This window comes from Staphylococcus sp. ZWU0021 (genome assembly GCF_000798895.1).
Classification (GTDB): Bacteria; Bacillota; Bacilli; order Staphylococcales; family Staphylococcaceae; genus Staphylococcus; species Staphylococcus saprophyticus.
Genome location: NZ_JTLN01000027.1, coordinates 129,522 through 149,185, shown reverse-complemented (window position 1 = coordinate 149,185; position 19,664 = coordinate 129,522). Strand labels below are relative to the sequence as shown.

Genomic DNA, 19,664 nt, shown 5'->3' with positions numbered 1-19,664 from the left:
ACTACCTCTCTCCCTTTTATAAGAAATAACGTTGAATATCGTTCCATGTCACTAAGACCATTATAATAAGTACAAAAACAGCACCAATCGCAATAATTGTTGTTTCGGCTTTCTTATTAACCGGTTTTCTAAATATCGCTTCATATATGACGAATAAAATACGGCCACCGTCTAGTGCAGGTATTGGTAACAAGTTCATTAAGCCTAAGTTAACACTTAATAGTGCCGTCCAAGAAATTAAATTAATGATACCTGTTTTAACTACTGAATCCACAGTGTGATATATACCAACTGGTCCGTTTAGCATATCGAAAGAAAAATGACCAGTAAATATGCTGGCAATCATACTTACAATAGCTGTAAATATTAATTTACCCGCCTCTAGTGATCGTTCAACACCAGCTGCAATTGGTTTAAATATTGTATGTTCGGTACTTGCACTATAGCCTAATAAATATCTAGTTTGTGTATTAGTTTTCGTCACTTTTTGTTCTACTTTTTTAGGCTTGATATCCATCGTATGTGTTTTTCCATCACGTTCAACCGTAACTTCTGTCTTATTATCTTTAATATTTTTTACAACACTATCTATATCGCCTTTAGTTTCAATTTTTTTATCATCTAATTTAACAATTTTATCACCAGATTTAAGACCAGCTTGTTGTGCCGGTGAATCTTTCATGACTTCATCAATGCCATTTGTCGGTGTACCTTGATAATACGCAAGACCGATAAATAATACCAATGTAAGTAAGAAGTTAAATAGTGGTCCAGCAAATAATGTTAAAAACTTTTGATAAGGCTTTTTATACGTGAATTGTCTATCTCTTGGTGCAATTTGAATTAAGCTACCATTTTCAACAAAATATGATTTTTTAGCAATATTATACCTATGACGTTCTTGATCATAAGGCGTTACACCTTCGATATACAAGCCATCTTTAAAATCACATTGTTTCACTTCTATCGCTTCAATTTGTTGGAATTTATGTTGGTCATCCAAAATGATATGTGTAATTTCATCTTTATCATTCAATTTTATTTTAACATGCATACCTGGTTGTACCGGCGGTTCTTCCAAACCATCACCAGCCATACGCACATAACCACCAACTGGTAATAGTCGTATCGTATATAATGTTTCATTTTTTCTAAAACTAAATATTTTAGGTCCCATACCAATAGCAAATTCTGGACACATAATTCCTGCACGTTTAGCAAAAAACATATGCCCATATTCATGTACGGTTACGAGGACACCAAAAACAATGATAAAAGAAATAATTGTTACTAGAAAACTCAATTTGATACACCTCATATTTTCTTAATAAATTAACTGCATGTTGGATAAAATGCAATGTGTCAGTAATGTATACTACCAACTTTAAGTTATAAAAGTATACCACAACTATACTTTGTCATACACGTAACTCTAATCATTTTTATTCAACAGTTATCAACATGCTAACTTATAAATATTGAAAATTTAATTTAGCATTGTGAAATCTTTCGACCTTGTCAAAAGGAGTTAAGAATATCATTAACTGTTATTAAATAACCAGTTATTTCAATCCATTAACTCCTTTCGCATTTTTATAAAATTATAAAATTCATATCGTAAATGTATTATATTTGAATTAATAAAATATTTAATAATGGTAAGACAAACATAAAACTATCAAAACGATCTAAAATGCCACCGTGACCTGGTAAAATTCTTCCAGAATCTTTTACGCCAAAGTGACGCTTGAATCCTGACTCTACTAAGTCACCCAATTGACCAAACATGCTTAAAATAATCGTAATGATTAGCAATAACCATAGTGCGATATTGAAATCTACAAAGATCATCATTACTAGCGGTACGATTAAACTACAAATCAAACCACCTACAAAGCCTTCAACAGTTTTGTTAGGGCTAATGACTGGCCATAATTTGTGTTTACCCATCAATCTACCAAAAATATACGCACCTGTATCAGTTAACCAAACCACTAAAAACGCAAATAATATGTAATGTAAACCTTCTGAGCGTGTTTCATATAAATACATAAATCCGATACCTACATATGCGATGGACATTAGACAAAATGCCGCATCCATAAAGCTGAATCTATTTTTAGAAAGTACTGTATAACTTAATAAAATAAAACTCATTGCTATTAACGATTTTAATTGAAGGTCGTTAACCCAGCTCCCCGCATCTTGAGGTAACATAATGATTAAAATACCTAATGCACTAATTATCCCTGGTATTGATAAGAACTTAATCATATTCATATTAAGCAATTCTTTTAAAGCGATGAATGCCAATAAATATGAAAATAGCATTAGAATAAGGCCACCCTTAAGTAAAACTGGGAGGAAAACGATAAGTGCTATAATTGCCGTTAAAGTTCTAACTTTCATACTATTCTCCTAACTATTTATAATCCACCAAATCGACGCTGCCGTGATTGATAAATTTTAATACAATTTATTAATTCTTCTTTATCGAAATCTGGCCATAGCTTTTCATTGAAAATAAATTCACTGTAAGATACTTGCCAAATAAGGAAATTGCTTATTCTTTGTTCACCTGATGTTCTTATCAAAAGATCTGGGTCAGGATATGCATGTGTCATCAAATGATCATCAATCATCTGTTCTGTAATGTCATCACTAGTTAATCCTTTAGCAGTTAGTTCATCATAGATTGTTTTTACACTGTTTAATATTTCAGCACGACCACCATAATTAATCGCGAAGATTAATTTTAAACCTGTATTATCTTTAGTATCTTCTTTGGCTTTAGCGATTGCTTTGAGTGTAGATGATGGCAAATATTCCATAAAACCAATTGTCTCGACTTTTACATTATTTTCTATCAACTCTGGTAGAAATGTTTTTAAAAAGTTAACTGGCAAGTTCATGATATAATTGACTTCATTTTCAGGTCTAGTCCAATTTTCTGTAGAAAATGCATACAATGTTAAATATTTAATTCCAATATCACTAGCAACTTTTGTGATTTTTTTAACTGTTTGCATACCTTGATAGTGACCTTTAATTCTAGGCAATTTTCTTTGTTTTGCCCAGCGACCATTACCGTCCATGATTATAGCAACATGTTCAGGTATGTTATGTAAGTCCAAGCCAAACTCTGATTGGATTGGCTGATTTTTATTTTTTTTAATTAACTTTTTAAACATGGTATTTCCTCCGAGCGTGATCATCTATGTTTATTATAATAGGTTCTAGATGCAATTATCTACCATTTTATCATACTAGATTGTTGCATTGAATAAACAAATAAAAAAACTGTACCAAAGTCTGATTTGATACAGTTCAGATAAAAATATGATTAGCCTCTTAATCAGCAACAATATAAGTTCAATTATATCGCCTTAATGATTGAAGCCATTATCATCATTACCATGTTTATACTGACATAATATCTTGTTCTTTTTCTTCTAACAATTTTTCAACTTCTTTTATTGAATCGTCAGTTAATTTTTGTACATCATCTGTTTGTGTTCTTAAATCATCTTCAGTGATGTCAGAATTTTTTTGTTGTTTTTTAAGCTCATCGTTTGAGTCACGACGCACATTTCTTACTGCAACTTTAGCGTCTTCGCCAATTTTTTTAACATCTTTAACAAGCTCTTTACGACGTTCTTCAGTTAATGCTGGTACACTGATACGGATAACTTCTCCATCACTTGAAGGATTAACACCTAAGTTAGCTGCATTGATTGCTTTTTCAATATTGCCAACTGATGATTTATCATATGGAGAAATGACTAATAAGCGTGCTTCTGGCACACTAATACTAGCAAGTTGTTGAACTGGTGTTGGCGCACCGTAATAATCAACATTTACACCATTTAATAAGTTTGAATTCGCTCTACCAGCACTGATATTAGCTAATTCTCTTGAAAGATTGTCTATTGATTTTTGCATTTTTGATTTAGTTTCATTAATAATGTCACTCATAGTCATACACCTCTAATTATTTTGTAATCAATGTTCCTATTTTTTCACCCATGACAGCGCGTTTAATATTACCTTCTTCAGTTATTGAAAATACATTTAATGGAATATTATTATCCATGCAGAATGATGAAGCTGTTGAATCCATAACTTGTAAACCTTCTTGTAACATTTGGATATGCGTTAGGTGCTCATATTTGATTGCATTTGGATCTACTTTTGGATCAGCAGAATAAACACCGTCGACATTATTTTTGCCCATTAAGATAACATCAGCTTCAACTTCAGCTGCACGCAATGCTGCAGTTGTGTCAGTAGAGAAGTAAGGGTTACCTATACCTGCTGCAAAGATGACCACACGATTTTTTTCTAAATGTCTGATTGCACGACGGCGAATATAAGGTTCTGCAACTTGTTTCATTTCTATTGAAGTTAAAACACGTGTGTCACATTCTAATTGTTCGAGGCTATCTTGTAATGCTAATGCATTCATTACTGTAGCTAACATACCCATGTAGTCTGCTGTACCACGATCCATGCCTAAATCGCTACCAGTTTTACCTCTCCAAATATTACCGCCACCAACGATAACAGCAATTTCACAGTCCAATTTAGCTACTTCAGCTACTTGTTCTGCAATACTTTTGATTATAATTGGGTTAATTCCAAATCCATCGTCACCTGCGAGTGCTTCGCCACTTAATTTTAATACAACACGTTCGTATTTAGAAGTTTGAGCCATTGTCTTATCCTCTCTATTGTAAAAATATGTAAATTATACAAGTAAAGAAGACACAATAGGTCTTCCAATACAAAAGTGAATCTTTCATACGGAGCACAAAAGGTGTCTTCTTCCTTGTTTTAACTTATGAAAAGTTATTTCATTTGTCCTTTAACTTCGTCAGCAAAGTTTTCTTCACGTTTTTCCATGCCTTCGCCTACTTCATAACGTACGAAGTCAACTAGTTTACCACCTTTAGATTTTAAGAAAGCTTCAACTGTTTGATCAGGATCTTTTACAAAGTTTTGGTCAACTGCACAAATTTCTTGTAGATATTTACGTAAACGACCTTCAACCATTTTTTCAACGATATTTTCTGGTTTACCTTCATTTAGAGCTTGTTGTTTTAAAACATCTCTTTCATGAGCGATTTCATCTTCGCTTACTTGTTCAGATGAAACATATTTAGGGTTGATTGCAGCAATGTGCATTGCAACATCTTTAGCTGCTTCAGCATCAGTAGAACCTTCAACTACAGTTAATACACCAATACGTCCACCCATGTGTAAATAAGCACCGAATGAATCGTTGTCTGTTTTAGTTCTAACAGCAAAACGACGGATACTTAATTTTTCACCGATAGTTGAGATAGCTTCTTTAACACGTTGGTCAACTGATTTACCATCTGGTAAGTTTGTTTCTAAAAGTGCTTCAACTGTTTCTGCTTTAGTATCTAATACTTGGATAGCAATTTCTTTCACTAATTGTTGGAAACCTTCATTACGAGCAACGAAGTCAGTTTCAGAATTGATTTCAACAATTGCTGCTTCGTTTCCTCTTTCTTCAACGTGTACTAAACCTTCTGCCGCAATACGGTCAGATTTTTTAGCAGCTTTAGCGATACCTTTTTCACGTAGGAAGTCTACCGCTTTATCGATGTCACCATCAGTTTCTGTTAACGCTTTTTTACAGTCCATCATACCAGCGCCAGTTTTTTCACGTAATTCTTTTACAAGTTTAGCTGAAATTGCCATTTCAAATTCCTCCATTATTTAATGAATTTTATTTTATTTATTTTAAAAAAAGGTGATAAGCTTCAATATCTTATCACCCATTTTACATTATTCTTAGTTTGATTCAACAGAAGTGTTTTCTTCAGTTGTTTCTGCTTCAGTAGCTTCTTTTGATTCATCTAAATCAATATTTTGTTCAGCTGCTACTTCTTCATTTGATACACCTTGTTGACCTTCTAAGATTGCATCTGCCATTTTACCAGTTAATAATTTAACGGCACGGATAGCATCATCGTTTGCAGGGATAACGTAATCAATTTCATCTGGATCACAGTTAGTATCTACAATACCAACAATTGGGATGTGTAATTTACGTGCTTCAGCAATTGCGTTGCGCTCTTTACGAGGGTCAACAACGAACAATGCTTGAGGCATAGATTTCATATCACGAATTCCGCCTAAGAATTTAATTAAACGGTCATATTCTTTTTTAAGTTCTACAACTTCTTTTTTAGGTAATACTTCGAATAAGCCATCTTCTTCCATTTTTTCAATTTCAGAGATACGTTTAATACGTTTAGAAATTGTTTTATAGTTAGTTAAGATTCCACCTAACCATCTTTGGTTTACATAGAATTGACCAGCACGTTCTGCTTCAGCTTTAACTGAATCTTGTGCTTGTTTTTTCGTACCAACGAATAAAACTTTTCCGCCATCTTCTGATACTTGTTTAATGAAGTTATAAGCTTCTTCTACTTTTTTCACTGTTTTTTGTAAATCGATAATGTAAATACCGTTTCTCTCAGTGAAAATGTATCTTTTCATTTTTGGGTTCCAACGGCGTGTTTGGTGACCGAAGTGAACACCTGCTTCTAGCAATTGTTTCATTGAAATTACTGCCATAATAAAATTCCTCCTATTGGTTTATTACCTCCACAAAAAGCTCATATAAACACGACAATTAAATATCGCACCCTTTATACTTTAACTTTCTGTGTGTGTATTGGCTTCATAGCCGTCAATAAATATATCATATTTACCTATGCAAATCAATAGTTTTTGTCCATTAATTTACACATTATAAAGAACGACTAAGCCCATCTATTAGTCGTTCTCAATTAAGTCGTTACGCAATAAAATTTTATTTGATTCTTTCTAGTTCATCTAAGAACTTGTCTTTTTTAACTTTAATAAATGTACCCTTCATACCTAATGAACGTGATTCGATTACACCCGCACTTTCTAGTTTACGCAAGGCATTTACAATAACTGAACGTGTAATGCCGACTCTATCTGCAACTTTTGAAGCGATCAGTAAGCCTTCTTTACCACCTAGTTCTTCAAATATATGTTCAATCGCTTCACTTTCAGAATATGATAATGAGTTGATCGCCATACTAATAGCTGCTTTATCTCTTGCCTCTTGTTCTACTTCATTATGTTTTTCACGTAATATTTCCATACCGATAACTGTAGCTGCGTATTCACCTAATACCAAGTCGTTTTCAGAAAAATCTTCTGTCACACGTCCTAGAACTAATGTACCAAGTCTTTCGCCACCACCTAAAATTGGGAAAATTGTTGTTCTGCTATCACCGAATAAATCATTATTTTCAGGTGGGAAAACAGTTAGTACATTATCAATACCAATATTGGATTGTGTTTCTTTCACATCCATCAATTGATCTGTATATTCTACAGGTATATGTCTATTTTCTAACATTTGGATGATACGTTCATTTTTTAATAATTCATTTAAATTCGAACCTAAAATTTTACCTTTTCTTGAAACTATAAAAACATTTGTTACTGTCACACTACTTATCGTTTGTGCTACATCTTTAAAATCTACCGCAATACCTTTATGCTTTTGCAAAAGTGTATTTAATTCTCTCGTTTTTGATAATAAGCTCATATTCCTACTCCTTTATATTTATATTATAAAATAAATGCACTTAAATCTTTGTTTGTTGAAATTGATTTCAACTTATCATCAACATATTGTGGTGTAATATCTACAACCGCATTAGGCATACTTGGTGCTTCGAATGATAAATCTTCTAGCATTTTTTCAAGTATAGTATGCAATCGACGTGCACCAATGTTATCAGTATCTTGGTTTACTTGGAATGCAATTTCTGCTAATCGTTTAATTGCTTCATCTGTAAATTTAACCGTTACTTGTTCTGTTTGTAGTAACGCTTCATACTGTTTGATAAGTGATAATTTAGGTTCCGTCAAGATTCGAACAAAATCTTCAACTGAAAGACTTTCTAGTTCAACGCGAATTGGAAAACGGCCTTGCAACTCTGGAATTAAATCACTTGGTTTAGACACGTGGAATGCTCCAGCACCAATAAATAGCATATGTTCAGTGTTAACAGTACCATACTTTGTTTGAACCATGCTACCTTCAAGAATTGGTAATATATCTCTTTGAACACCTTGGCGAGATACATCTTGCCCTGAATTTTGATTATTTGTCGCAACCTTATCTATTTCATCGATAAATATAATGCCCATTTGTTCAGCTAATTCAATAGCTTCTTGGTTAGCTGTTTCTTGATCAATCAATTCATCAGCAAATTCATCAGTTAATATCTTACGTGCAGTTTTAACTGGAACTTCTCTTTCAACTTTTTTCTTAGGCATTAATTGGTTCATCATGTCTTGCATTTGTTGGTTTTGGTTCGTACCTAACATGCCCATAGCAGCTGGATCTTGTTCAACTTTTAAGCGTACCTTCTCATCTTCTAATTGACCATTTAATAATTGTTGCTTAATTTCTGAACGTTTCGTTTTCACTTCATCAGTGGGTGTTTCTTCTTCGTCATCATTATTTTGACCAAAATTAGGGATTGAACCACCAAATAAAGATTCCAATGGGTTATTACTGTTCGTATTGTTATTAGCTTTTTTCTTCATACTAGGTACTAACAATTTCACTAACTTTTCATTCGCTTTATCTTGGGCTTCATCTTGTACCAATGCCTTTTTTTGATCTTTTACAAGTCTAACAGCAACATCTACAAGGTCTCTAACCATACTTTCTACATCACGTCCAACATAACCTACTTCTGTAAATTTAGTTGCTTCAACTTTAATAAATGGAGCGCCAACTACTCTAGCCATACGTCTTGCAATTTCCGTTTTACCTACACCCGTAGGTCCAATCATCAAAATATTTTTAGGTGCGACCTCTTGTTTTTCTTCTTCAGTTAATAGACTTCTTCTATATCTATTTCTTAATGCAATTGCAACCTTACGTTTAGCATCGTCTTGACCAACAATATATTCATTAAGTTTTGATACAATATCTCTAGGTGTTAATTTTATTCCATTTGTCTCCATATGATACGTTACCTCCATTAATTTTGTGCTTTAAAACAACTTATAATTTATACATGTTTACTATTGCCAATTAATTCTAAATTTAGACATTTTCATTAATTTATTTACTCAGCTATAAATTCTCAACTATAATTCGGTCATTTGTAAATACACAAATATCTGAAGCAACTTTCAAACTTTCATAAGCCATTTCGCTCGCAGACAAATGTGTTGCATTACGTTTTAGCGCTCTACCTGCACTTAACGCATAGTTACCACCTGACCCAATTGCAATCAAATTATCATCTGGTGCGATTACTTCTCCTGTACCGCTAACTACTAAGATTGATGTTTCATCCATTACAATCAACATAGCTTCTAGCTGACGTAATTGTTTATCGCCTCTCCACTCTTGTGCTAATTCCACTGCAGCTCTTTCTAAATTCCCACTAAATTGTTGTAATTTTGTTTCGAATTTTTCAAATAGAGTGAACGCATCTGCTACACTTCCAGCAAAACCAGCTAATACTTTATCATTATATAAACGTCTCACTTTTCTCGCTGTTTGTTTCATGATGACTTGTTCACCTAGAGTAACTTGGCCATCTCCAGCCATTGCTGCATGTCCATTATGTTGTACTGCAAATATTGTTGTTGCATGTATAGATGTACTCATTATTTAATTCTCCTTTTTTGCACGAGGATGTGCATTTAAATATACTTTTCTTAATTGTTCATTTGTCACATGTGTATATCGACCAGTTGTTGACAGATTAACGTGACCGAGCAAAGATTGCACTGTTCTTAAATCTGCACCTTGGTTTAACATGTGTGTCGCAAATGTATGTCTAAGTTTATGAGGATGTATCTCTGTAACACCAGCCGTTCGTTTCACTACGTCGTTCAATACATAACGAACGCCACGTTCAGTGATAGGATCGCCTTTCATATTAACTAATAAATAATCGTGATTACTATTTAATTTAGGTTTGAATGACGCTAAATATCGTTCCATACTTTGTTTACAAAACTCGCCAAAGGGGATAAAACGTTCTTTGCCACCCTTACCTAATACCTTTACACCTGGCGACGTCATATCTATGTCCTGTTCTTTTATATGCACTAACTCTGAAACTCTAATACCAGTAGAATAAAGTAGTTCTAAGATTACCCTATCTCGCAAGCCTTTTTTTGCATCATTTTCAACCGTGTCAAATAATGCTTCCATTTCCTCTTCATAGAAAAAATGTGGTAAATAATGTTCTTTTTTCGGATGTACCAATTGTATGAACGGATTTACCACCGCTTCATCTTGTGTCATCCAATATTCATAAAAACTTCTCAGCGTAGAAATTTTACGTGAAACTGAGGTTCTTTTCAAGTTTTTTGAATATAAGTAACTGAGATAGTTCCTAGCATCTTTGTATTCAAACGCATTCAAATCTAAATGTTCTTGAGCTAAGAAAACATTAAATTGTTCTAAATCATCATGATAGGATTTTAAAGTGTGCTCTGAAAATTGTTTTTCTACTTTTAGCATATATAAATACGCTTGTTGGATTTTTTCCAATAAAACCCCCTCCATCAACATAAATTGTAGCATATTGACAGAGGGGTCTGCGAAAAATAACTATTAAATTGAGTAAAACTTTCAAAATTTTCGGAAAGAATTATAAAAATACAATATTTTATAGCGTTTGTTTGTAATTATCTAAATATGTTAAAGCACGATCTGCTAATTTTTCATAACGTAATTTTTTATCTTTTACTTTCTTTTCCAATGTTGGTAGTAAACCAAAGTTAGCATTCATTGGTTGGAAGTTTTTTTCATTTTTGGCATGTGAAATATAATATGCCATGCTACCTATCATTGTTTCTCTAGGGAAAATGACTTCTCCCTTGTTAAGCATTTTATGTGCTACATTGATACCTGCAACGAGTCCACTAGCGGCACTCTCTACGTACCCTTCAACACCAGTCATTTGACCTGCGAAATAAAGTTCTTCTCTTCCTTTTAATTCATAAGTTTCAGTTAAAACATCAGGCGAATTGATGAATGTGTTACGGTGCATGACACCATATCTAACTATTTCAACATTTTCTAATCCTGGAATTAATCTGATGACATCTTTTTGAGCTCCCCATTTTAAATGTGTTTGGAAACCTACAATGTTGTATAGTGTTCCTGCAGCATCATCCTGGCGTAGTTGTACGACAGCGTATGGTCTTTCGCCTGTTTTAGGATCTTCGAGACCCACGGGTTTCATTGGACCGAACAATAATGTTTTTCTACCACGTTCAGCCATTACTTCAAACGGCATACAACCTTCAAAGTATTTTTCTTTTTCAAATTCATTTACAGGTGCAACTTCAGCTTCCATGAGCGCATCGTAAAATGTATTAAACTCATCTTCTGTCATAGGACAATTCAAATATGCGGCTTCACCTTTATCATAGCGGGATTTCAAATACACTTTATTCATATCAATACTGTCTTTTTCAATAATTGGTGCCGCAGCGTCATAGAAATACAACTGATCTTTTCCAGTTGCCTCCACAATTTCGTTTGCTAACTTGTCTGTCGTTAGAGGACCTGTTGCAATAATCGTATATCCTTCAGGTATGCTATTAATTTCTTCATTTAAAACTGTGATATTTGGATGATTTTTTAATGTTTCAGTCACATAGCCAGCAAAATCATGTCGATCGACTGCTAGAGCGCCACCGGCAGGCACACGCGCTTTATCCGCTGCACTGATAATTAAAGAATCTAACTGTCTCATTTCTTCTTTAAGTACACCGACAGCATTTGTTAAAGCATTGCCTCGTAGTGAATTCGAACATACGAGTTCTGCAAATTTATCGGTATGATGTGCAGGTGTCTGTTTCACCGGCCTCATTTCTATAAGATTTACTTTTACGCCTCGTTGCGCTAATTGATATGCTGCTTCTGAACCAGCCAAACCAGCACCTACTACATTTACAACTTGAGTCATTCGATTTCCCCCCATAATTAAAAAGCAACTTAGACATCGTATCATAAATATAAATACATGCATCTACATTATATATATGTGTCATAAGTTGCTGTTATTGTTTAAACTATTTCTTTCATAAATACGATTGCAAGCGTAAATTCGCTATACTATATTACTTTTGCTCTTCTTCTTTGTAATCACAATTTGAACATACTACTTGGCTCTTACGTCCTTGTTTTTTCTCAACTAAGTAATGCTCACATTTAGGACAATCTCTTCCTATCGGTTTATCCCAAGTTACAAAATCACACTCTGGATATTTAGAACAACCATAAAAAATACGATTCTTTTTAGATTTACGTTCTACAACGTCGCCTTCTTTACACTTAGGACAAGTCACACCAATTGTCTTAACAATAGCTTTTGTATTTCGACAATCTGGGAAATTTGAACAAGCCATGAATTTACCATAACGACCCATTTTAATAACCATAGGTGAACCACAGACTTCACAGTCTTCACCAGCAGGTTCATCTTTTATTTCTATTTTTTCCATTTCTTCTTCTGCGCGTTCTACATCCTGTTTGAAACTACTGTAAAAATCTGAAATCACTTTTTTCCAGCCAATCTCACCATCGGCAACTTTATCCAATAATGTTTCCATGTTTACTGTAAAGTCAACATCGATAATTTCTGGGAAGTAATCTTTAACTTGTTCATGAACAATTTCGCCCAATTCAGTTGGCACAAAACGTTTACTTTCATTTTTCACATAATTTCTTTTCTGGATTGTATCGATCGTTGGTGCATATGTGGAAGGACGTCCAATTTTCAATTCTTCCATTGTTTTCACTAAACGCGCTTCAGTATAGCGTGGTGGTGGTTGAGTAAAATGTTGTGATGGTTCAATGTTCGTAGCTGTAACCATTTCACCTTCACCAATATTTGGTAATTTGTTATCTTTACCATCTTCACTGTCATCTTTGGTTTCAACATATAAAGTCATAAAACCTTTAAATTTGATTGTCTGTCCATTTGCTCGGAATTTGATGTCATTTTGCGTCAAATCCATTGCAACTGTATCTAAAATTGCAGGTGCCATTTGACTGGCAACAAAACGTTCCCAAATTAATTTATATAATCTATGTTGATCTCTAGTTAAGAAATTTTTCATTTCATTTGGTGTACGTAAAGTACTAGACGGTCTGATGGCTTCATGGGCATCTTGATCGCCTTGACCTTTTGATTTTCGATTAGATGTATAGTCATTACCATATGTTTCTTGAATGTAATTTTTCGCTTCTGATTGCGCTTGGTCTGAGATTCTTGTTGAATCTGTACGCATATAAGTGATTAAACCAACTGTACCTTGCTTTTTCAAATCTATACCTTCATATAGTTGTTGGGCTAACATCATTGTTTTACGTGCTTTGAAATTCAATTTACGAGCAGCTTCTTGTTGAAGTGTTGACGTTGTAAAAGGATTAGCTGGATAACGCGTTTTTTCCTTTTTAGTCACTTTAGTCACTTCAAACTGATCGCCATCTAACTGCGTAGTAATTTTTTCAACATCTGCTTTTTCAGTTAATTTAAATGGTTTATTTTTAAAATGAAGAAATTTAGCTGTGAATTTTGTTTTCTTATATCTAAATTCGCCTTCAATTTTCCAATATTCTTCTGGTTTGAAATTTCTAATTTCATTTTCACGATCTATAACTAGTCTTAATGCCACAGATTGTACACGACCAGCAGATAACCCTTTTTTAACTTTTTTCCATAATACGGGTGAGATATTATAACCGACTAAACGATCTAGAATACGTCGTGCTTGTTGCGCATCAACGAGTTCCATTTCGATGCCTCTTGGATGTTTAAAACTATCTTTTACTGCATCTTTTGTTATTTCATTAAACACTACTCTATTTTCTGTTGAATCTTCCAAGTTTAATATATTCGCTAAATGCCAAGCAATAGCTTCACCTTCACGGTCGGGGTCACTCGCTAAGAATACTTTTTTCGCTTTCTTAGCATGTTTTTTCAATTCTTTTACAACTGGACCTTTACCACGTATCGTAATATATTTGGGTTCATAATCATTTTCAGCATCTACACCCATTTGACTACGAGGCAAGTCTCTAACGTGCCCCATTGATGCGATTACTTTATATTTTTTACCTAAATATTTTTCAATGGTTTTAGCTTTTGCAGGCGATTCAACTATGACTAAATTTTCTGCCAAAGTAGTTACCCCCTTGCATTTTCTAATTACAAAGATAAATGATAAACGGTGTATTTTGTTTTTGTCAATGTTTTTAATTTTGACTTGATTAAATTTATACCGTTATTTCATCCCAAACTTTATCAATCAGCAGTATTTTTTCATATATTATTAAAAAAAAGCGTTAAATAAAATCTGTTTTAAAGTTGTGCGCTATTTACTTTTCATATAATAAAATATTCTAATATATCATCCGCATTCAATACAATTTTCGCCCCTTCTTGAGCACTACGCAAATTGCCTAATGTCATTTTATTAAATATTGTACCAGGTAAGACATACACATCTCTATTTTGTTCTAATGCAAATCGCGTCGTGATACTTGTACCACTATTTTCTGCAGATTCTGTGATAAAGATACCTTTAGAAAGTCCACTAATCAATCTATTCCTTTCTGGGAAATGGTATCTTTTGGGCTTTTCGAGAGGGAGATATTCACTTATAACTATTCCATCTTTTTCAATTTGCTGTCTTATCTCTTTAGTTTCTTTCGGATAATGATGCATATGTCCAAATCCTAATACCGCAATTGTAGGTAACTTAAATAACAAAGCATGTTGATGCGCCATCATATCTGCACCTTTTGCAAGCCCTGATATTATCGTCAAATGATGTTTTTTAAATGAAGGAAAAAATGTTTGAAGTGATTGCCATGTATATTGTGTCGCTTGTCTAGATCCAATAATAGCTAGGGTACGAGGAGATTGCATTAAAGTGAGCTTACCGCGATAAAATAGGATTAGGGGTGGATCATAAATTTCTCGCAATAACTGTGGATATAAACGGTGATTAATTGTTATGAAATGAACTTTCCATGCTTTTAATTGTTTGAATAGTACTTCTAAATTAGTTGTCACATATAATCGGTATACATTTTCATTTTTTGCAGTTATTTTTACTGTTCCCAAAAATTGTTTGAGTATGTATTGTTTATCTACCTTACTATATTTCATAAAAGAGGGAGAAAATCTTAATAATCGATGTATTTGTTGTGTAGATAGTCCAGCAAATCGAAGCTTTAAAAGGTCTAAATCGTTCATTTATCATACTCCTTTATATCTCATATTATACGATAAAATATATATGCTGCGTATTACAAAATTTTGTCAAATGATCGTAATAAGTCATATGATTTTAAAGAGTAATTTTAAATTCCTAAATTGACAACATCTGATGTTTCAATTGGAGATATTAATTGTATTTATCTTTAATTTAGCGGTCGCATTTCTACTATATAAAATACTTTATCAAATGCATTTTTTTATTTTAATATCAGCTCATACAACCTAAAAAAGCACAAACTCCGACATACTATCGGAATTTGCGCTGACTTTTAATAAATAAAATTATTTTACAGTCAATAAATGTTCATAGATGCCAGCTTCTTTAGCTGCATCAATTAAAGTTGTACCAATTTCAGAAGGTGTGTCTGCTGTTTTTACACCACAACTGTTAAGTGTTTTAATTTTCTCTTCTGCAGTTCCTTTACCACCTGAGATAATCGCACCAGCATGGCCCATACGTTTACCAGGAGGAGCTGTTTGACCGCCTACGAAGCCTACAACAGGTTTCGTCATATTAGCTTTAATCCATTCAGCAGCTTCTTCTTCTGCAGTACCCCCGATTTCACCAATCATAACGACAGCCTTAGTTTCATCATCTTCATTAAATGCTTTTAATACATCTATAAAGTTTGTACCATTAACTGGGTCGCCACCAATACCAACCGCAGTCGTTTGACCGATACCTTCTTCAGTTAATTGATGTACCGCTTCATATGTTAATGTACCAGAGCGTGATACAACGCCTACATGACCTTTTTTATGGATGTATCCTGGCATGATACCAATTTTACATTCATCAGCAGTAATGACACCTGGACAGTTAGGTCCTACTATACGTGTTTTCTTACCTTCTGAATAACGTTTTACTTTAACCATATCAATTACAGGAATATGTTCTGTGATACAAATCGCTAAATCTAGTTCAGCTTCGATACATTCTAAAATTGCATCAGCAGCAAATGGTGCTGGTACATAAATAACTGATACTGTTGCACCTGTTTCTTTTTGTGCTTCTTCAACTGTATTGAATACTGGAACGCCTTCAACAACCTGTCCGCCTTTACCTGGAGTTACCCCAGCAACAATTTGTGTACCATATTCAAGCATTTGTTTTGTATGGAAAAGGGCAGTTGACCCTGTGATACCTTGTACAATTACTTTTGTATTTTTATCAATAAATACGCTCATCTTCGTGCTCCCATCCTTTCCTTATGCTTCTTTAACAAGTTTTACGATTTTTTGTGCGCCTTCAGCCATTGTAGCTGCTGGTTCAATTGCTAATCCAGATTCTTTAAGAATTTCTTTACCTCTTTCAACATTTGTACCTTCTAAACGTACGACAAGTGGTAAAGTAAGCTCGACTTCTTTAACTGCAGCAACAATACCTTCAGCGATAATGTCACATTTCATAATGCCACCAAAGATATTTACAAAGATACCTTTTACATTTTCATCACCTAAGATAATTTTAAATGCTTCAGTAACTTTTTCTTTAGTTGCGCCGCCCCCTACGTCAAGGAAGTTAGCCGGATTACCGCCGAAGTGATTGATTGTATCCATAGTTGCCATTGCTAAACCAGCGCCGTTAACCATACAACCAATATCACCATCTAAAGCGATATATGATAAATCGTATTTAGAAGCTTCGATTTCTTTTGGATCTTCTTCTTCTAAATCACGTAATTCTTGAATATCTTTATGTTTAAATAATGCGTTATCATCAAAATTAACTTTAGCATCTAATGCTAAAACTTCACCCTCACCCGTAGTAACAAGTGGGTTGATTTCAACGATTGAGCAATCTTTTTCGATGAAAACATTATAAAGTGATACTAAAAATTTAGCTGCTTTATTTATAGATTCTTTAGGAATATTAATGTTAAAAGCAATTCTTCTAGCTTGATATGGTGCTAATCCTACAACAGGATCAATTGTTTCTTTGAATATTTTTTCAGGTGTTTTAGCAGCAACCTCTTCAATTTCAGTACCGCCTTCTTCTGAAGCCATCAAAGTAACTCTATCTGTCGCACGATCGATGACAAAACCAACATAATATTCTTTTTGAATATCGCAGCCCTCTTCTATGTAAAGGCGTTTAATTTCTTTACCTTCTGGACCAGTTTGATGTGTAACAAGTGTTTTACCTAATAATTCTTTAGCATAAGTTTCAACTTCAGAAAGAGATTTAGCGATTTTAACACCGCCTGCTTTCCCTCTGCCCCCTGCGTGAATCTGTGCTTTAACCACGTAAACTTTTGAATCTAATTCTTTTGCTTTTTCTACTGCTTCTTCAGCAGTATATGCTACGCGTCCTTCTGGGACAGCAACGCCCATAGAACGAAATATTGCTTTACCTTGATACTCGTGGATATTCATTCTCCATCCTCCTGTTTCTTAGGTTAAGTTCATATTCAATTATAAGAAATGAAAGCGCTATTGTAAACTCATTTATCCTACTTAATCCAATTATTTTATTTTAACTATTAATTTACCAAAGATTTAATTGGTTCAAATGTTTTTCGATGTTCATTTAAAATGCCATATTTTTTAATTCCATCTAAATGTTGTTGCGTACCATATCCAACATTGTTTTCAAAACTATAACCTGGGTATTTTCTACCTAAATCTCGCATATATTGATCTCTGTGTTCTTTAGCTAAGACACTAGCAGCAGCTATCGAAACACTTCTAGCGTCACCTTTAATTAAAGATGTTTGCGGTATATCAATATCCAATGTCATAGCATCTACAAGTAGATGTGTTGGTTTAATTCTCAATCCTTCAATCGCTCTGTGCATTGCTAATTTCGTTGCCTCATAAATATTTATTTCATCTATTTCTTCCACCGAAGCATATCCATATGCATAAGCATACACATCATTCAGTAATTGACCTTCGATTGAATGCCTTTGTTTTGCTGAAAGTTTTTTAGAATCATTTAACCCTGTGAAATGATGATTTTTATTTAAAATAACTGCACATGTAACAACTGGACCTGCTAATGGACCACGCCCCACCTCATCTATACCACAAATAAGCGCGTCTGGATTTTCTGCTAAGATGCTATTTTCAAATTCCGTCATTTTCACATAATTATCTAATAACACTTGTTCTTTTTCTAATTGTTTACGTCTTTGTATCATTGCATTTTGCACACCTTTGCGTGCATCATTATTATATTCACTTCGCTCTAATTCACTTATTGACAGCATATGCTGTAACTTACTTTTAATGTCCTTTATCGTTTCGCTCATAATCCATTACACGTCCATTTCGGAAATAATATCAAATGTATACGTACCGATTTTAGCGTTTCTCACTTCGTGTATAATTAAATCTATGACCGCTTCGTAATCAATTTCATTACCTCGTCTTAACAATCCTCTTCTACGGCCTATCGCATCAAACCACTCTATATTTTCTGCTTCTTTTGAAACATCTATTTTATAGTGCTGTATTAAACCGTCATAATCATGTGCTTTCATAAAGTCTAACGCATAGATTGCCACTTCATCTAAGTGAACAATACTATCTTTGATTGCACCCGTAACACTTAATTTTTTTCCAACCAATTGATCCTCAAATTTTGGCCATAATATACCTGGTGTGTCTAATAATTGTAGCGATTGACCTACTTTAATCCACTGTTGTTGCTTTGTAACACCAGGCGTGTTACCCGTTTTTGCAATTGATTTATTAGCTAATTTATTAATCAATGTTGATTTACCTACATTGGGTATCCCTACTATCATTGCTCTAATCGCACGTGGTTTTAATCCTTTTTGTTTTTCTTTTTCAAATTTTTCTTTGGTTGCTTTGATAGCAGTTTGTTCAACTTGTTTTAGACCTTTACCATGCTTCGCATCAATTGCAACTGGATAAAAGCGTTTTTCTTTAAAATATGATTCCCATTTCTCTAATTCTTTTAAATTCGCCATATCTTTTTTATTTAAAATAACGACTCTAGGCTTTTGTTGTATAACCTCATCAATCATTGGATTTCTAGAACTATAAGGTATGCGCGCATCTACAAGTTCAAATACAACATCTACTTTTTTTAATTGCTCTGAAACTTCTCTTTTTGCTTTGGCCATATGACCTGGATACCACTGAATTACCATATATCTCACCCTTCTATTACTTATGACTTTTATCAATTTTGTTTATTATTTTATTCGTTCATACCGTTTAGTTTGCTTTAGCATCATAACACGTTGGTGCATGTGTTATAAACAAATTAATTAGATAATCACTGTTCATTCTTAATTTTACAACAAAAAAAACAGCAAGTGCATGATATTTTCATTT

The 19,664-nt window shown here is 33.7% G+C and carries 18 protein-coding genes; all 18 read right to left on the bottom strand.

Annotated elements, in window-relative coordinates; genetic code table 11:
• Positions 1-16 precede the first annotated feature (16 nt).
• The gene (gene rseP / locus L987_RS06170; protein ID WP_011303260.1) at positions 17-1,303 is read right to left on the bottom strand and encodes an RIP metalloprotease RseP; all 1,287 of its coding nucleotides are present in this window, start codon (positions 1,301-1,303) and stop codon (positions 17-19) included.
• Positions 1,304-1,626: 323 nt separating this feature from the next.
• The gene (locus L987_RS06165) at positions 1,627-2,409 is read right to left on the bottom strand and encodes a phosphatidate cytidylyltransferase (RefSeq protein WP_002483462.1); all 783 of its coding nucleotides are present in this window, start codon (positions 2,407-2,409) and stop codon (positions 1,627-1,629) included.
• 17 nt (positions 2,410-2,426) lie between these two features.
• Complete coding sequence (locus L987_RS06160) at positions 2,427-3,191, bottom strand: isoprenyl transferase (RefSeq protein WP_011303261.1); 765 nt, start codon at positions 3,189-3,191, stop codon at positions 2,427-2,429.
• Between the two features lie 229 nt (positions 3,192-3,420).
• On the bottom strand, positions 3,421-3,975 hold the full coding sequence (gene frr, locus L987_RS06155) for a ribosome recycling factor (RefSeq protein ID WP_002483464.1): 555 nt from the start codon (positions 3,973-3,975) through the stop codon (positions 3,421-3,423).
• A gap of 16 nt (positions 3,976-3,991) precedes the next feature.
• Positions 3,992-4,714, bottom strand: a complete 723-nt coding sequence (pyrH, locus tag L987_RS06150) for a UMP kinase (RefSeq protein WP_002483465.1) — start codon at positions 4,712-4,714, stop codon at positions 3,992-3,994.
• A 134-nt stretch (positions 4,715-4,848) separates the two neighbouring features.
• Positions 4,849-5,727, bottom strand: coding sequence for a translation elongation factor Ts (tsf, locus tag L987_RS06145; protein WP_037538543.1), 879 nt, complete (start codon positions 5,725-5,727; stop codon positions 4,849-4,851).
• 93 nt (positions 5,728-5,820) lie between these two features.
• Positions 5,821-6,609 (bottom strand): 30S ribosomal protein S2, encoded by a 789-nt coding sequence (gene rpsB, locus L987_RS06140; RefSeq protein ID WP_002483467.1) that lies wholly within the window; start codon positions 6,607-6,609, stop codon positions 5,821-5,823.
• 238 nt (positions 6,610-6,847) lie between these two features.
• Positions 6,848-7,621, bottom strand: coding sequence for a GTP-sensing pleiotropic transcriptional regulator CodY (gene codY, locus L987_RS06135; protein WP_011303263.1), 774 nt, complete (start codon positions 7,619-7,621; stop codon positions 6,848-6,850).
• Between the two features lie 23 nt (positions 7,622-7,644).
• Entirely contained in the window at positions 7,645-9,057 is a 1,413-nt protein-coding gene (gene hslU / locus L987_RS06130; protein WP_047503618.1) for an ATP-dependent protease ATPase subunit HslU, read from the bottom strand.
• A gap of 112 nt (positions 9,058-9,169) precedes the next feature.
• Positions 9,170-9,712, bottom strand: coding sequence for an ATP-dependent protease subunit HslV (gene hslV / locus L987_RS06125; protein WP_047503615.1), 543 nt, complete (start codon positions 9,710-9,712; stop codon positions 9,170-9,172).
• Between the two features lie 3 nt (positions 9,713-9,715).
• A complete protein-coding gene (xerC, locus tag L987_RS06120) occupies positions 9,716-10,606 on the bottom strand; it encodes a tyrosine recombinase XerC (protein WP_011303266.1) in 891 nt (296 codons plus the stop codon).
• A 118-nt stretch (positions 10,607-10,724) separates the two neighbouring features.
• A complete protein-coding gene (gene trmFO, locus L987_RS06115) occupies positions 10,725-12,032 on the bottom strand; it encodes an FADH(2)-oxidizing methylenetetrahydrofolate--tRNA-(uracil(54)-C(5))-methyltransferase TrmFO (protein ID WP_047503612.1) in 1,308 nt (435 codons plus the stop codon).
• Positions 12,033-12,186: 154 nt separating this feature from the next.
• Positions 12,187-14,253 carry a type I DNA topoisomerase gene (gene topA / locus L987_RS06110; protein ID WP_011303268.1) on the bottom strand — a complete coding sequence of 689 codons (2,067 nt, stop codon included), beginning with the start codon at positions 14,251-14,253 and terminating at the stop codon, positions 12,187-12,189.
• Positions 14,254-14,456: 203 nt separating this feature from the next.
• Positions 14,457-15,332: a DNA-processing protein DprA gene (gene dprA / locus L987_RS06105; RefSeq protein ID WP_047503609.1), complete on the bottom strand. Its 876-nt coding sequence runs from the start codon at positions 15,330-15,332 to the stop codon at positions 14,457-14,459.
• A gap of 306 nt (positions 15,333-15,638) precedes the next feature.
• Entirely contained in the window at positions 15,639-16,544 is a 906-nt protein-coding gene (gene sucD, locus L987_RS06100) for a succinate--CoA ligase subunit alpha (protein ID WP_047503605.1), read from the bottom strand.
• Positions 16,545-16,565: 21 nt separating this feature from the next.
• Positions 16,566-17,732 (bottom strand): ADP-forming succinate--CoA ligase subunit beta, encoded by a 1,167-nt coding sequence (gene sucC / locus L987_RS06095; RefSeq protein WP_011303271.1) that lies wholly within the window; start codon positions 17,730-17,732, stop codon positions 16,566-16,568.
• A gap of 107 nt (positions 17,733-17,839) precedes the next feature.
• Positions 17,840-18,610, bottom strand: coding sequence for a ribonuclease HII (locus L987_RS06090; protein ID WP_047503601.1), 771 nt, complete (start codon positions 18,608-18,610; stop codon positions 17,840-17,842).
• 6 nt (positions 18,611-18,616) lie between these two features.
• Positions 18,617-19,477: a ribosome biogenesis GTPase YlqF gene (gene ylqF, locus L987_RS06085; RefSeq protein WP_047503598.1), complete on the bottom strand. Its 861-nt coding sequence runs from the start codon at positions 19,475-19,477 to the stop codon at positions 18,617-18,619.
• Positions 19,478-19,664: the final 187 nt, after the last annotated feature.